The sequence below is a fragment of the Streptomyces sp. NPDC046335 genome (genome assembly GCF_055587985.1).
In genome coordinates this window covers 243,168-257,136 of record NZ_JBVJFF010000003.1, presented here as the reverse complement: position 1 = coordinate 257,136, position 13,969 = coordinate 243,168, and the positions used below count along the sequence as shown (strand labels likewise).

Here is a 13,969-nt window from a genome sequence, read left to right as displayed (position 1 = left end):
CCTCGTCGCGCGGGCGGGTCATGTACTAGAGTTATCTCGACATCGAGATATCTGCCGAGGCGCACCAGAAGCCGCCACTCGGTAAGGGTTACCTAACTAAGCCTTACCTTAGCGGATCGACGAGGAGTCGTGGCGGCAGGATGTGACGGAAACGCGCACAAAATAGAAGGAGACTGTCGTGTCGGCGAACAGCTTCGACGCCCGCAGCACGCTGCGCGTGGGCGACGAGTCGTACGAGATCTTCAAGCTGGACAAGGTCGAGGGCTCCGCACGCCTTCCCTACAGCCTGAAGGTCCTGCTTGAGAACCTGCTCCGTACCGAGGACGGCGCGAACATCACCGCCGACCACATCAGTGCCCTCGGCAACTGGGACTCGCAGGCCCAGCCCGCGCAGGAGATCCAGTTCACGCCCGCCCGCGTGATCATGCAGGACTTCACCGGCGTGCCCTGCGTGGTGGACCTCGCCACCATGCGTGAGGCCGTCAAGGAGCTCGGCGGCGACCCGGCGAAGATCAACCCGCTGGCCCCGGCCGAGCTGGTCATCGATCACTCCGTGATCGCCGACAAGTTCGGCACGGCGGACGCCTTCGGCCAGAACGTGGAGCTGGAGTACGGCCGCAACAAGGAGCGCTACCAGTTCCTGCGCTGGGGCCAGACCGCCTTCGACGAGTTCAAGGTCGTCCCCCCGGGCACCGGCATCGTCCACCAGGTCAACATCGAGCACCTGGCGCGCACGGTCATGGTCCGCAACGGCCAGGCCTACCCCGACACCCTCGTCGGCACCGACTCGCACACCACGATGGTCAACGGCCTGGGCGTCCTGGGCTGGGGCGTCGGCGGCATCGAGGCCGAGGCCGCGATGCTGGGCCAGCCGGTCTCCATGCTCATCCCGCGCGTCGTCGGCTTCAAGCTGACCGGTGAGCTGAAGCCGGGCACCACCGCCACGGACCTCGTCCTCACGATCACCGAGATGCTGCGCAAGCACGGCGTCGTCGGCAAGTTCGTCGAGTTCTACGGTGAGGGCGTCTCCGCCACCTCGCTCGCGAACCGCGCCACCATCGGCAACATGTCGCCGGAGTTCGGCTCCACCGCCGCGATCTTCCCGATCGACGACGAGACGCTGAAGTACCTGCGCCTGACCGGCCGCGACGAGCAGCAGGTCGCGCTCGTCGAGGCGTACGCCAAGGAGCAGGGCCTCTGGCTGGACCCGGCCGCCGAGCCCGACTTCTCCGAGAAGCTCGAGCTGGACCTCTCCACGGTCGTTCCGTCGATCGCCGGTCCCAAGCGTCCGCAGGACCGCATCGTCCTCGCCAACGCCGCCGAGCAGTTCAAGAGCGACGTCCGCAACTACGTGGACAGCGTGGACGAGGCGGGCAAGGAGTCCTTCCCGGCCTCCGACTCCCCGGCGACCACGAACGGCGTCCCGTCGAACCCGGTCCTCGTGACCGCCCCCGACGGCTCGACGTACGAGCTGGACCACGGCGCCGTCACCGTCGCCGCGATCACCTCCTGCACCAACACCTCGAACCCGTACGTGATGGTCGCCGCCGCGCTCGTCGCGAAGAAGGCCGTCGAGAAGGGTCTGACCCGCAAGCCGTGGGTCAAGACCACCCTCGCGCCCGGCTCGAAGGTCGTCACCGACTACTTCGACAAGGCGGGGCTCACCCCCTACCTCGACAAGGTCGGCTTCAACCTCGTCGGCTACGGCTGCACCACCTGCATCGGCAACTCGGGCCCGCTGCCCGACGAGGTCTCGAAGGCCGTCAACGACCACGACCTGGCCGTGACGTCCGTCCTCTCCGGTAACCGGAACTTCGAGGGCCGCATCAACCCCGACGTCAAGATGAACTACCTGGCGTCCCCGCCGCTGGTCGTCGCGTACGCCCTCGCCGGCTCGATGAAGGTCGACATCACCACCGAGGCCCTGGGCGCCGACCAGGACGGCAACCCGGTCTACCTCAAGGACATCTGGCCCTCCGAGGCCGAGGTCAACGACGTCGTCGCCAACTCCATCGGCGAGGACATGTTCAACAAGTCCTACCAGGACGTCTTCGCGGGCGACGCCCAGTGGCAGGCGCTGTCGATCCCCACCGGCAACACCTTCGAGTGGGACACCGAGTCGACGTACGTCCGCAAGCCCCCGTACTTCGAGGGCATGACGATGGAGACCACCCCGGTCCCCGACATCACGGGCGCCCGCGTCCTGGCCAAGCTGGGCGACTCGGTCACCACCGACCACATCTCCCCGGCCGGTGCGATCAAGGCCGACACCCCGGCCGGCAAGTACCTCACGGAGCACGGCGTGCAGCGCCGCGACTTCAACTCCTACGGCTCGCGCCGAGGCAACCACGAGGTCATGATCCGCGGTACGTTCGCCAACATCCGCCTGCGCAACCAGATCGCGCCGGGCACCGAGGGCGGCTTCACGCGTGACTTCACGCAGGAGGACGCGCCGGTCTCGTTCATCTACGACGCCTCGCGCAACTACATCGACCAGGGCATCCCGCTGGTCGTCCTCGCGGGCAAGGAGTACGGCTCCGGCTCGTCCCGCGACTGGGCCGCCAAGGGCACCGCGCTCCTCGGCGTCAAGGCCGTCATCGCCGAGTCGTACGAGCGCATCCACCGCTCGAACCTCATCGGCATGGGCGTCCTCCCGCTCCAGTACCCGGAGGGCCAGACCGCCGCGTCCCTCGGCCTGACGGGCGAGGAGACCTTCTCCTTCTCCGGCGTGACCGAGCTGAACAACGGCTCGACGCCCCGCACGGTCAAGGTCACCACCGACTCCGGTGTGGAGTTCGACGCGGTCGTCCGCATCGACACGCCCGGCGAGGCCGACTACTACCGCAACGGCGGCATCATGCAGTACGTGCTGCGCAGCCTGATCCGCAAGTAAGTCAGCGCGTACGGCGAGCAGTTGAGGGCCGTACCCCCGGATACGTTCCGGGGGTACGGCCCTCGCGCATGACGTGGTCGATGTGGATCAGGCGGGCGAGGAAGCGGCCGTTCTCCACGTTCGCCTCGATGCCCACGGGGGCGAGCGAGTTCCCGTCCGGGAGCCCGGCGTAGTAGAGGCCGGGCAGCGCGCCGAGGAGGCCCTTCCGCTGGACGGGGGCGCCGGGTGCTTCTCCGGTGCCGCGAAGCCCCGTTCCCGGACCTCCGTGTCGATGAGGTCGAGGGCGCGCCGGAACGACCGCGCGGATTCGTCCGCCGTGGCGACGACGTTCTCCTTGAGCAGTAGCCGGCCGCCGTTCGCCGCGCGTACCGAGCCGACCAGGGTCACGCCCTTCGCGGCCAGCGTGCCGAGGTTCAGGTCGTCGCTCTTGTCCCGCACCGCGGTGACCGGCAGGCCGGGCAGGACCGGTCCGCCGTCGCCGCCCGCCGCGCCGAACTCCTCGTGCAGCGAGGAGAGCACGCCGATCCACTCCTGGATGCCCCAGCCGCGGTACTGGCGGGGCCACGCGCGATGACGGCCGACCGCGAGGAACGTGCGCCGCCCGGCGTCCACCAGCTCGTCGGCGATCTGCTGGCCGCTGATGCCCGCGCCGACCACCAGCACGGTACTGCTCACCCGCCTGCCGCCAACGCGCCTACCGCGCACGTGGACGTGCGTGACGGCTTGCTGGTCTACACCTCGGGCCAGCCGCCGTACGGCACTGTGATCAGCTCCATGGCGTGCCCGGCCGGATCCAGGAAGTACACGCCCCGGCCGCCGTCGTTGCGGTTGAACTCCCCCGGCTGCTTCTGGTGCGGGTCGGCCCAGTGCTCGATGCCGCGTGCCGTGATCTTTTCGTACGCCGCCTCGAACTCCGCCTCCGACACGAGGAAGGCGTAGTGCTGCGGAGTGATCGACTCGGCCGGGATGGCGGCGAAGTCGAGGGTGACCGAATTGCTGAGGGCGACCGCGACGAACGGTCCCCATTCTCCGGCGATTTCGAGGCCCAGCAGCTCCGCGAAGAACTCGGCGGACTCCCGGTTGTCCCGGGCGTGGACGATCGTGTGATTCAACTGAACGGACAAGGAATGCCTCCACAAGGCATCTCCCGACACCTCCATGCCTCACCCAGCCGGTGACCGGCACGCGATGTCGCCGTGGATCTTAAGCACGACGACATCGCGTTGTCGAGAGGCGTCCGGTGGCGATCGCCGTCAGCAGGACCTGATCGGGCTGCGCCCGGCCGATCCTGTTGATCTCTATCGCCGCCGCGTCCTGCGCGACCGTCGGAGCGCGCCCCCGGCAAGGTCGTCCGGGGCGAGTTCGGGACCCGGTCGGAGACTAGTGCGGCTGCTTCTTGCTGATCACGTGGGCCATGCCGAAGGCGCCTCCCGCCGCCACGACGAGGCCCGCCAGGGCGACGCCTTCGCTGAGGCGGTGCCACCAGAACTTGTGGGGGGCCATGGGCTCGTGCTCCAGCATCATTTCGAGCAGGTCGGCGCCGCCGGCGTCGAGCAGGGTGAACACGTAGCCGTTGGCGACGCCGAAGTACGCGCCGAGCGCGGCCAGGACGGCGGCCCAGACGTGCGGTCCGGCCCCACGGCCGCCGGTGCGGCCCACCACCGCTCCCACGGCCGGCGCGAGCACGGCCGCGACGACGAGATAGCTCACCTGGAGGCCCGTGCGCGACAGATCCTCGTGCGTGGCGAGCAGGATGCCCGCGTAGACGAGCCCGAGGGCTCCCGCGACGAGCAGGCCGAGGAAGAACGCCTTGCCCGGCTTGGCGCCGCCGGGGGGCGGGAAGCCCGGGGCGTACGGGTACGGGTGGCCGGGCTGCATGGGCTGCATCGGCTGCTGGGCCGGGTAGCCGTACCCCGGCTGTTGCGGCATGGGCGGCTGTACGGGCCGGCCGTACGGATCGTGCTGCGGCGGGTGCGAAGGGCCTGGCTGCCAGGGCTGGTTCATGGTTCCCCCGATGGTGAATGCGTTCTCACGCATGAGCGTGCGAGCGGCCCAAAGTACCAACTCACCCGATCCGGTAGCCTCCCCCAGGCTCTTCGCTTCTCAAACAGCCAGCCACACCGCTCGAACCGTCTGAACCATTCGCGCATTCTGTTTTCGGGGGATCATCACATGCGTGTCCGTCGCGCCGTCGGCGCCGCCACTCTCGCTCTCACCGCCACCGTCGTGCTCTCCGGCTGCACCGACGATCCGAAGGACAAGGCCTTCGGCGGCCTCGGGGACTCGCCCGCAGTGCCGACCATGCCGACTCCGTCACTCACGCTGAGCCCGCCGAGCGGGCTGCCCGACGCCCCCGGCGCCTCGTCGGGCGGCACGAGCGGGTCCGGCGGGCTCACCTCCGGAGGCGGCAGTGGCAGCGGCGGCAGCAGTTCCGCTCCCACCGCGCGGCCGACGTACAACGCGAACGCCCTCAGCGAGGTGATCGGTGAGAACTGCCGCTTCGAGCGCACCGCCGGCCGGATCACCTACGACGTCGACATCCAGAACGCGTCGTCCGACTTCGCCTACCGGTACAACTTCACGGTGCAGTTCAAGATCGGCAAGTACCCGAACTCCGCCGTCGCGAGCAAGAGCATCGGCTCCCGGTTCGAAACGGTGACGGTCGCCGCGGGCGGTGACCGGTCCGTCACGGTGCACACCTCGCACAGCACGAACAACCGGCTCGTCTACTCCTGCCAGGTGATCTCGGCCACGAAGTCCCCGGCCTCATAACGCCGTTCGGCCCGGGGACGGGGTGGATTTCACCACACCTGTCCCCGGGCCGCAGACGCCCGCGCCCTCAGACGCCCGCGCCGTCAGCCGAGCAGTTCCACCTCCGCCAGGGTCGCGGAGCCGTCCGGGACGAGACGGTAGTGCCCGTACGTTCCCGGGCGGGCGATCGAGAACGCCCGGGTCTGCTGGTCCCAGGCGAAGGACTCACCCGAGCGCCGGTCGAGCGTCTTCCACTTGTGGCCGTCCTTCGAGCCCTGGAGCACCCAGCCCTTGGGCGCCTCGGCCTTGTCGGTGGACGACGTCAGCGTGTACTGGACGGCCTTCGTCCTGCCCGCGACCGGCAGCTTCACCGGGGCGGAGGACGTGGCGTCCGTCGCCGAGGTGTTGTCGAAGAGCGCGCCCTCACCCTTGAGTGCGTCCTTCTTCGGTGACGGCACCTTGTCGTCCTTGGTGATCGAGGTCGGCTGGGCCTTCTTGCCCGAACCCCACGTGGACGGCTTCGGGCCCATGTCGAACTCCAGGACACCGCCGCGGGCGATCGCCGTGTGCGGGAGCGCCGTCGAGTTCCACTTCTTGCCGTTGACCTTCAGGCCCTGCACGTAGATGTTCTTGGCGCTGTTCTTCGGCGCCTTGACGACCAGGTCGCGGCCGTTCTCCAGGTGCACGGTCATCTTGGTGAACTGGGGCGAGCCGATGGCGTACTCGCCGCTGCCCATGACCAGCGGGTAGAAGCCGAGGGAGGAGAAGAGGTACCAGCCGGACTGCTCGCCGTTGTCCTCGTCGCCGTGGTAACCCTGGCCGATCTCGCTGCCGGTGTAGAGGCGGGAGAGGACCTCGCGGACCTTCTCCTGCGTCTTGTGCGGCTGCCCGGCCGCGTCGTACATGTACGCGGCGTGGTGGGCGACCTGGTTGGAGTGGCCGTACATGCCCATGCGGACGTCGCGCGCCTCGGTCATCTCGTGGATGACGCCTCCGTAGGAGCCCGCGAACTCGGCGGAGCCGGTCTCGGGGGTGGCGAAGTACGTGTCGAGCTTGTCGCCGAGGCCCTTGCGGCCGCCGTAGAGGTTGGCGAGGCCGCGCGAGTCCTGCGGGGCCGTGAAGGCGTAGCCCCAGGCGTTGGTCTCGGTGTAGTCGTGGCCCCACACGCGCGGGTCGAACTTCTCCGAGTCGACGCGCCAGACGCCCTTGGCGTCCTTGCCCTGGAAGAAGCCGGGGCTCGTGCCCGCGCCCGCGGCCTTGCCGTCGAAGAGGTGCACGTAGTCACGGGCACGGTTGAGGAAGTACTCGGACTCCTCCTTGTAGTGCTTCTCGCCCGTCTTCTTGTAGAGGGCCGCGCCCATCTTGGAGATGCCGTAGTCGTTGAGGTAGCCCTCAAGCGCCCACGACAGGCCCTCGTGCGTCTCGCTGGGCGTGTAGCCGAGGAACGGCGACGTCTTCATGCCCTTGCGGCCGACGCCCGAGGCGGGCGGCGCGACCGTCGCGTTCTTCAGCGCGGCGTCGTACGCGGCCTCCGCGTCGAACTTCACGCCCTTGGTGTACGCGTCGGCGAACGCCACGTCGGACGAGGTGCCCGTCATCAGGTCCGCGGCACCCGGCGAGGACCAGCGCGAGGTCCAGCCGCCGTCCTTGTAGTGCTGCACGAAGCCGTCGACCAGCTCACCCGCCTTCTTGGGGGTGAGGAGGCTGTACGCGGGCCAGGTCGTCCGGTAGGTGTCCCAGAAGCCGTTGTTCACGTACGGCTTGCCGTCGACGATCTTCGCCCCGGTGCGGGTCGGCGTGTCCTGGCCGGTCGCGGGCGAGAAGGGCGAGGCGTACTGGTACTTGGCCTTGCCGCCGGACCCCTCGACCTTCTCGAAGCCGGAGTTCGGGTAGAGGTAGAGGCGGTAGAGGGAGGAGTACAGCGTCGTGCGCTGGTCCTCGCTCGCGCCCTCGACCTCCACCTTGCCGAGGATGTCGTCCCAGCTCTTCTGGGCGCGGTCCTTGACCCGGTCGAACGAGGTGCCCTCGGGTATCTCCTGGTTCAGGTTGGCCTTCGCCTGGTCCAGGCCGATCAGGGACGTGGCGAGGCGCAGGGTGACCGTGCGGTCCTTGCCAGGCTTGAAGCGGAGGTAGCCCGTGACGTCGCCGCCACCGCCGCCGTCCAGCTTGCCGCCCGCGGTGGCCGGGGTGTCGAAGGTGCCGTAGACGAACATGCGGGTGGCACCGGTCGACAGGCCCGACTTGACGTCCGAGAAGCCGGAGACGATCCCCTTCTCCTTGTCGAGGGTGAGCCCGCCCTTGTCGTTGACGTTGTCGAAGATCACGCTCGCGTCGTCACCGGGGTAGGTGAACCTCATCATCGCCGCGTGGTCGGTCGGCGCCATCTCGGCCTTCAGGCCGTTCTCGAACGTCACGCCGTAGTAGTGCGGGCGCGCCGTCTCCTTCTCGTGCTTGAACGGCAGCGCGCGCTTGGTCCGCGACGCGTTCGGGGTGTCCTTGGCCACGGACGGCATGAGCTGGAACGTCTGCCGGTCGCCCATCCACGGGCTCGGCTCGTGGCTCGCGCCGAACGCCTGCATCGTCGGCAGGTTGTCGTCGTTGTTGCCGCGCGCGTAGTCGTACAGCCAGCTCAGGGAACCCGCGTTGGTGACCGGCGTCCAGAAGTTGAAGCCCTGCGGGACCGCCGTGGCGGGGATGTTGTTGCCGCGCGAGAAGCCGCCGCTGGAGTTGGTGCCGCGCCGGGTGTCCGCGTAGTCCGAGGGGTGCGCCTTCGGCTTGGCGGGCGCCACCTGCTTGAGCGACACGTCGTCCAGCCAGCCGCGGAACTTGGCCGGGCCCTTCGGGGCGTCGTACGCGATGAGGACGCGGTCGACCGTCTTGCCGCGCGCGACGTCGCCGATGTGCGAGGCGACGTTGTTCCACTGGTTGACGTAGAGCACCTTGGCGGCGCCCTGGCCCTGCGGGGTGAGCGCGAAGCCGTGCTGGTCGACGGCCTTGAGGTCGCTCAGATAGGTGCCGTCGGTGAAGGCCAGGTCAACGGCCACGTTCGTGGCGGCGTAGTCCAGGTCGCCCTCGGCCATAGAGGGGAAGACCCGGTAACCCAGCTCGGTGTGGCGCCTCACCGGGACGTTGACGTCGAAGACCTTGTTGTACGAGTAGCCGTGGCCGTCCGCCTTGTGGCTGCCCGCATAGCGCAGCGCGTGCTTTCCGGTGAACCCGGCGCGCGCCTTGGCGGTGGGGGAGCCGCTGGGACCGCGGTCCACCAGGCTCAGCATGTCCTCGGGGGCGGGCGCCTCGGAGCCGCCCACGGAGAGCTGGACGTCGGCCAGTTGCAGGGCGTCGGAGGCGCCGTTGTTGCCGGTGACGTCGATGCGGAAGTGCGAGTAGGCCGTCGCGTTGTCGAAGTCGTACTTCTTCGTCTTGTGACGGCCGTCGAACGTCTCGCCCTTGCGCTCGTCGAGGACCTTCCAGTCCTCGCCGTCGGTGGAGCCCTTCAGGGTCCAGTCCTTGGGGTCACGCTCGGCGTGGTCGTTGGCCGAGGTCAGCGCGTACGTCACGGCCTTGGCGGGCTCGTCCAGGTCGAACTCGACCCAGCCGGCCTTGTCGAACGTCAGCCACTTGCTGGTGGCCTCGCCGTCGATGAGGTTCTCCGCCACCTCGCCGGAGCCGGCGTTCTCGCCGCTGGCCCGGACCTCGGTGACGTGGTTCATCACGCTGCCGGGCAGTCCTGAGCTGAACTCGCCGTTGACTCCGGCGGTCTTCTTCTTGCCGTCGGCGCCGGTCTCCACGGTGTTCAGCCAGTCCGGCACGGCCTCGCCCTCCTCGAACGAGGAGGAGAACCCGGCTTCCGTACGCGGTGGTTTCTCGGGCCCGGCGACGGCGGCCCCCTGTGCCGCCACGACGAGCGCCAGCGCCACCGTGCCGATGGCGGCTGCCGAGCGCGCCCCGGGAATCCCCGGACGCTGGTGTCTGTATCGAGGTCTGCGAGCCTGCTGCGGCATCCCCGAGCCCCTCCCTGCGGTTGGACAACGTTGTCACGATCGCTACGCAAGGTCTAGTAGGGAGTGAAGTGGTGAAGGGTGTCAAGGCTGTTGCCGCGATTCGCGGGACGGGAGTCGCTGTTGGGGCCCGACTGCCCGCCGGTGCGGGGCGACGGTACTCTCACCTGCGGAACGGGGGAGGTGACAGGGGAATGGAGCCGCTCGGGACCGGCGATCCGGAGTCGATAGGTGTGTACGCGCTGTCCGGAAGGCTCGGCAGCGGAGGCATGGGAGAGGTGTTCCTCGGCCGGGCGCCGGACGGGAGCCTCGCCGCGATCAAGGCGGCACGGCCCGAACTCTCCCACGACGTCGCGTTCCGCCGCAGGTTCGCGCGCGAGGTGGACGCGGCGCGCAAGGTCGACGGGCGGTTCACCGCGGCCGTGCTCGACGCCGATCCGCACGCGCCGCGGCCGTGGCTCGCCACCGAGTACATCCCCGGTGTGTCGGTCTCCGAGGCCGTCGCCATGGGCGGGCCGCTTCCCGAGGCGTCGCTGCGGGCGCTGATGGCGGGGACGGCGGCGGCGCTCGCGGCGATCCACGAGGCCGGACTGACGCACCGTGACCTCAAGCCGTCGAACATCCTCCTCGCCGAGGACGGCCCCCGCGTCATCGACTTCGGCATCGCCCGCTCGGTCGCCCACTCCCAGATCACCCGGACGGGCCAAGTGCCGGGAACGCCCGGCTACATGGCCCCGGAGCAGCTCCGCGGCTCGGAGATCGGCCCGCACACGGACGTGTACGCGCTCGGGGCCACCCTCGTCTTCGCGGCCACGGGGGAGGGGCCCTTCGGTCACGGTGACGTCTTCGCGATGATCTACCGCACGATGGAGCAGGAACCGCGGGTCGACGGCGTGCCCGGCTCGCTGCGGGCCGCGGTGGCGCGCTGCCTGGCCAAGGCCCCGGCGGAGCGCCCCACGGTGGCCTCGCTCCTCGCGGAGTTCTCGGTACCCGCCACCTTGCCGGAGGGGCGGCCGGGGCGGTGGCTGCCGGACGAGCTCACGACGTTGGTGCGGGGGCGGGCCGGGGCGGTCGGCGAGTCGGCGCCGGAGGCCGAGGTGCGGTCTCCCGTGGCTTCTCCTCCCGCCGTGGGTCCTCCTCCCGCCGCGGCTCCTCCGCCCGCCGTGGCTCCGGCTGTTGCCGCTCCAGTGGCTGGGCCCGCTCCGGTGGCCGAGACCGTCCCCGGAGCGGGCGTCGGCGTACCCCGCAAGGGGCTCTCCCGCCGATCGCTGCTCGCGGTGTCGGCCGCGGGCGTCGCCACGGCCGCGGCGGGCGGGACGTTAGCCGTGCTGCGCGGCCGGGACGACGGCGGCGGAGGCGGAGGCGGGACCGGCGGCGGGAAGAGCGGCGCCGAGGCGGGGACCGCCGCCGATCCGTTCAAGGTGGCGAAGAGCGGGGGCCTGTCGCTGCTGCTCTTCGACGGCCCGTACGGCAAGGACATGCTCGTCGACGCGGTGCGGCGCCTCGGCGAGGCGCACCCGGGGGTCGACGTGGCGAAGGAGTTCGCCCCGGACCCCGGCAAACGCGCCCGGGCCGAGCTGGCCGGCGGATCACCGCCGGATCTGGTCCAGAACTCCGGCGCGGGCTTCGCCGATGTGCGGACCTTGGCCAAGGGCGGCGGCCTGCGCGAACTCACGCCGCTGCTCGACGCCCCGGCGTTCGGCAGCCCCGGCAAGAAGGTGCGGGACGTGCTGCTGCCGGGCGCCGCGGCGAGGGGCGGGCCCCGCGGGGAAGGGCCGGTGCACGGCATCAACTACCTGCTCACGGTCTACGGCTTCTGGTACTCCCGCAAGGCCCTGCGCGACCTGGGCAAGAGCTACCCCCGCACCTTCGACGACCTCCTCGCGGTCTGCGAGGCCGCCGACCGGCGGGGCATGGCCGGGCTCGTCTACCCGGGCAAGTACCCCTACTACCTGTGGTTCGCCGTGGCCGCCTCCGTGGCCAAGCGGGGCGGCAGGCAGGCGCTCGACGCCCTGGTGGACAACAAGCCGGGGGCCTGGCGCGCGCGGGCCGTGCGGGACGTCTTCGAGGCGTACGCCGAACTGGGGCGGCGCGGCCATGTGCTGAAGCAGTCGGCGGGCTACGACCACACGCAGGCGCAGGCCCGGTGGACCGAGGGCAAGGCCCTGTTCATCCCGAACGGCTCATGGCTGGAGAAGGAGTCCCGGCCGCCCGAGGGCTTCGACCCGGCGGTCGGCCCGCCGCCTGCCGTCTCCGGGGGCGACCGGCTGCCGTTCGGGACCGTCGCCGTCAACTACGGCGAGCCCTTCGTCGTGCCCGAACGGGCGAAAAATCCCGGTGCGGCCATGGAGTTGCTGCGCATCATGCTCGGGCGCCCGTCGGCCGCGCGGTTCGCCGCGCGGCACGGCGCCCTGCCCGCCGTCCGGGGCGCGGGGGAGTGGAAAGGGCTCACCGCCGGCGCCGAGTCGGCGATCACCGCGTACGAACGTGCCAAGGGCAACGCGGTCGACTGGAACGGCTTCGAGGCCACCGAACTCCAGGACGTGAGCGGGCGGGCGCTGAGCGAGATGCTGCTCGGCCGCGCCACCCCGGGTGAGACGGTGGACCGCATCCAGGACGCGGCCGACGATCTCTGAGGAGCCTCGCGGGAAAGTCCATGGAAACCGGCGCGAAAGTCCACGCGTCGCGGGGGCCATGTGCGAGAGGTTCGACCAGGGAAACGTCGCAGGTCTCAACTCGGAAACCCTGCGGAGCAAACGTGTATTCGATCTTGCTCAGTGGAGCGTGAGTGGACTATACCTGTCGGCGTCCCACACCACCGCGGTGCCGGGGAGGGTCCGGTTCACCGCCTGAGTCCTGGAGAAGGCGAGGACTTGAGCATGGGATCCACCAGCGTCAACCGTCGTGATGTCATGAAGAGGGCGGCGGCAGCGGGTCTGCTCGCGGTGCCCGCTGTCGGGGCACTCAGCTCCTGCGCCAGCGGAGGCGGCTCGGAGAACAAGGCCGAGAAGGGCAAGAAGACCAAGAAGAACCCGCTCGGCGTGAAGGAGGACGCGGGACTCACGGTCTACATCTTCAACGGTGGCTACGGCGACAAGTACGCCCAGTACGTCACCGACATGTACGCCGACAAGTACCCGAAGGCGAAGCCGGAGCAGAAGGCGACGGAGAAGATCGCCACCCAGGTGCAGCCGAAGATCGTGCGCGGCAAGCCCACGGCGGACGTCGTCAACAACTCCGGCGCCGAGCAGATGAACATCGGCAAGCTCGTCCACAACAAGCAGGTCGCCGACCTCGGCGAGGTGCTCGACGCCCCCTCGTGGGACGACCCGGACGTCACGGTGCGCGAGACCCTGGTGCCGGTCGTCGAGCAGATGGGCCGCTTCGGCGGCGCGGAGTGCTACCAGCTCAACATCGCCCTGACGGTGTACGGCAACTGGTACTCCAAGAAGCTCCTGGAGGACGGCCTCGACTCCGCGTACCCGAAGACCTGGGACGAAATGCTCGCGGTCTGCAAGAAGGCCAAGGCCAAGGGCATCCACGGCTGGAGCTACCCGGGCGGCCACCCCCGCTACATGTTCTTCAGCATGTACTCGATGTTCGCCCAGCGCGGCGGGCGCGGCGTCACCGAGGCCATGGACTACCTGGAGCCGGGCGCCTGGCGGCACGACGCCGTCAAGGACGTCTTCGAGGCCTGGGAGGAACTGGTCGCCAAGAAGTACGTGCTGACCGGCTTCGACGGCACCGAGGCGCACACCGAGATGCAGACGGCCTGGACGCAGGGGGGCAAGTGCGTCTTCGTGCCGAACGGCTCCTGGGTGGAGAACGAGGCCAAGGACACCACGCCGAAGGACTTCGCCATGACGGTGGGGGCGACCCCCTCGCTCGACTCCGGCGACAAGATGCCCTTCGGCACGCTCTACGCCCCGGCCGGTGAGCCCTTCGTCATCCCCGCCAAGGCCGAGAACCGCCAGGGCGGCCTGGAGTGGCTGCGGATGATGTACAGCAAGAAGGCCGCCGTCAACCTCTTCAAGGAGGTCGGCTCGATGCCCGTCGTGAAGGGCGCCATCGACGGCGAGGACCTGCCGTCGGGCACGGCGAGCGCGCAGGCGGCCATCAAGGCGGCCGGCGACAACATCGTCATCCCGCAGTTCATGGACTGGTACAACGAGCTGTTCCGCGAGGACTTCAACAACATGATCCACAAGTTCATGCAGGGCCAGATCGGCCCCAAGCAGGCCATGGACATCATGCAGAAGGCCACCGAGCGGATCCTGAAGGACCCCGACATCAGCAAGGTCAAGAAGGCCTGACGAGCGAGGTGGAA

Annotated in this window: 8 protein-coding genes; 4 read left to right on the top strand and 4 right to left on the bottom strand. The window is 69.5% G+C overall.

Annotation, left to right across the window (positions count from 1 at the left end; genetic code table 11):
• The first annotated feature begins 178 nt into the window (after window positions 1-178).
• A complete protein-coding gene (acnA, locus tag ACZ6JY_RS08030) occupies window positions 179-2,893 on the top strand; it encodes an aconitate hydratase AcnA (RefSeq protein ID WP_469193404.1) in 2,715 nt (904 codons plus the stop codon).
• A gap of 87 nt (window positions 2,894-2,980) precedes the next feature.
• On the opposite strand, the gene ACZ6JY_RS08025 is transcribed toward acnA, so the two are convergent.
• From ACZ6JY_RS08025 to ACZ6JY_RS08015, 3 genes are all read right to left on the bottom strand, one after another.
• On the bottom strand, window positions 2,981-3,568 hold the full coding sequence (locus ACZ6JY_RS08025) for a hypothetical protein (RefSeq protein ID WP_469193402.1): 588 nt from the start codon (window positions 3,566-3,568) through the stop codon (window positions 2,981-2,983).
• Between the two features lie 56 nt (window positions 3,569-3,624).
• Window positions 3,625-4,017: a VOC family protein gene (locus tag ACZ6JY_RS08020; RefSeq protein ID WP_469193401.1), complete on the bottom strand. Its 393-nt coding sequence runs from the start codon at window positions 4,015-4,017 to the stop codon at window positions 3,625-3,627.
• Window positions 4,018-4,273: 256 nt separating this feature from the next.
• Window positions 4,274-4,930, bottom strand: coding sequence for a hypothetical protein (locus tag ACZ6JY_RS08015; protein WP_469193399.1), 657 nt, complete (start codon window positions 4,928-4,930; stop codon window positions 4,274-4,276).
• 135 nt (window positions 4,931-5,065) lie between these two features.
• On the opposite strand from ACZ6JY_RS08015, the gene ACZ6JY_RS08010 reads away from it, so the two are divergent.
• Window positions 5,066-5,665: a hypothetical protein gene (locus ACZ6JY_RS08010; protein ID WP_469193397.1), complete on the top strand. Its 600-nt coding sequence runs from the start codon at window positions 5,066-5,068 to the stop codon at window positions 5,663-5,665.
• An 83-nt stretch (window positions 5,666-5,748) separates the two neighbouring features.
• On the opposite strand, the gene ACZ6JY_RS08005 is transcribed toward ACZ6JY_RS08010, so the two are convergent.
• On the bottom strand, window positions 5,749-9,645 hold the full coding sequence (locus tag ACZ6JY_RS08005; RefSeq protein WP_469193395.1) for a GH92 family glycosyl hydrolase: 3,897 nt from the start codon (window positions 9,643-9,645) through the stop codon (window positions 5,749-5,751).
• A gap of 191 nt (window positions 9,646-9,836) precedes the next feature.
• Between ACZ6JY_RS08005 and ACZ6JY_RS08000 the strand changes: the two genes are divergently transcribed.
• Window positions 9,837-12,278 carry a serine/threonine-protein kinase gene (locus ACZ6JY_RS08000; protein WP_469193393.1) on the top strand — a complete coding sequence of 814 codons (2,442 nt, stop codon included), beginning with the start codon at window positions 9,837-9,839 and terminating at the stop codon, window positions 12,276-12,278.
• A 243-nt stretch (window positions 12,279-12,521) separates the two neighbouring features.
• Window positions 12,522-13,955: an N-acetylglucosamine/diacetylchitobiose ABC transporter substrate-binding protein gene (ngcE, locus tag ACZ6JY_RS07995; protein ID WP_469193391.1), complete on the top strand. Its 1,434-nt coding sequence runs from the start codon at window positions 12,522-12,524 to the stop codon at window positions 13,953-13,955.
• Window positions 13,956-13,969: the final 14 nt, after the last annotated feature.

What these genes read in the sequence shown, in the direction of transcription:
- ACZ6JY_RS08015 (WP_469193399.1), bottom strand. Translation starts at nt 4,930, where the DNA reads ATGCGTGAGAACGCATTCACCATCGGGGGAACCATGAACCAGCCCTGG.
- ACZ6JY_RS08010 (WP_469193397.1), top strand. Translation starts at nt 5,066, where the DNA reads ATGCGTGTCCGTCGCGCCGTCGGCGCCGCCACTCTCGCTCTCACCGCC.
- ACZ6JY_RS08005 (WP_469193395.1), bottom strand. Translation starts at nt 9,645, where the DNA reads ATGCCGCAGCAGGCTCGCAGACCTCGATACAGACACCAGCGTCCGGGG.
- ACZ6JY_RS08000 (WP_469193393.1), top strand. Translation starts at nt 9,837, where the DNA reads ATGGAGCCGCTCGGGACCGGCGATCCGGAGTCGATAGGTGTGTACGCG.
- ngcE (WP_469193391.1), top strand. Translation starts at nt 12,522, where the DNA reads ATGGGATCCACCAGCGTCAACCGTCGTGATGTCATGAAGAGGGCGGCG.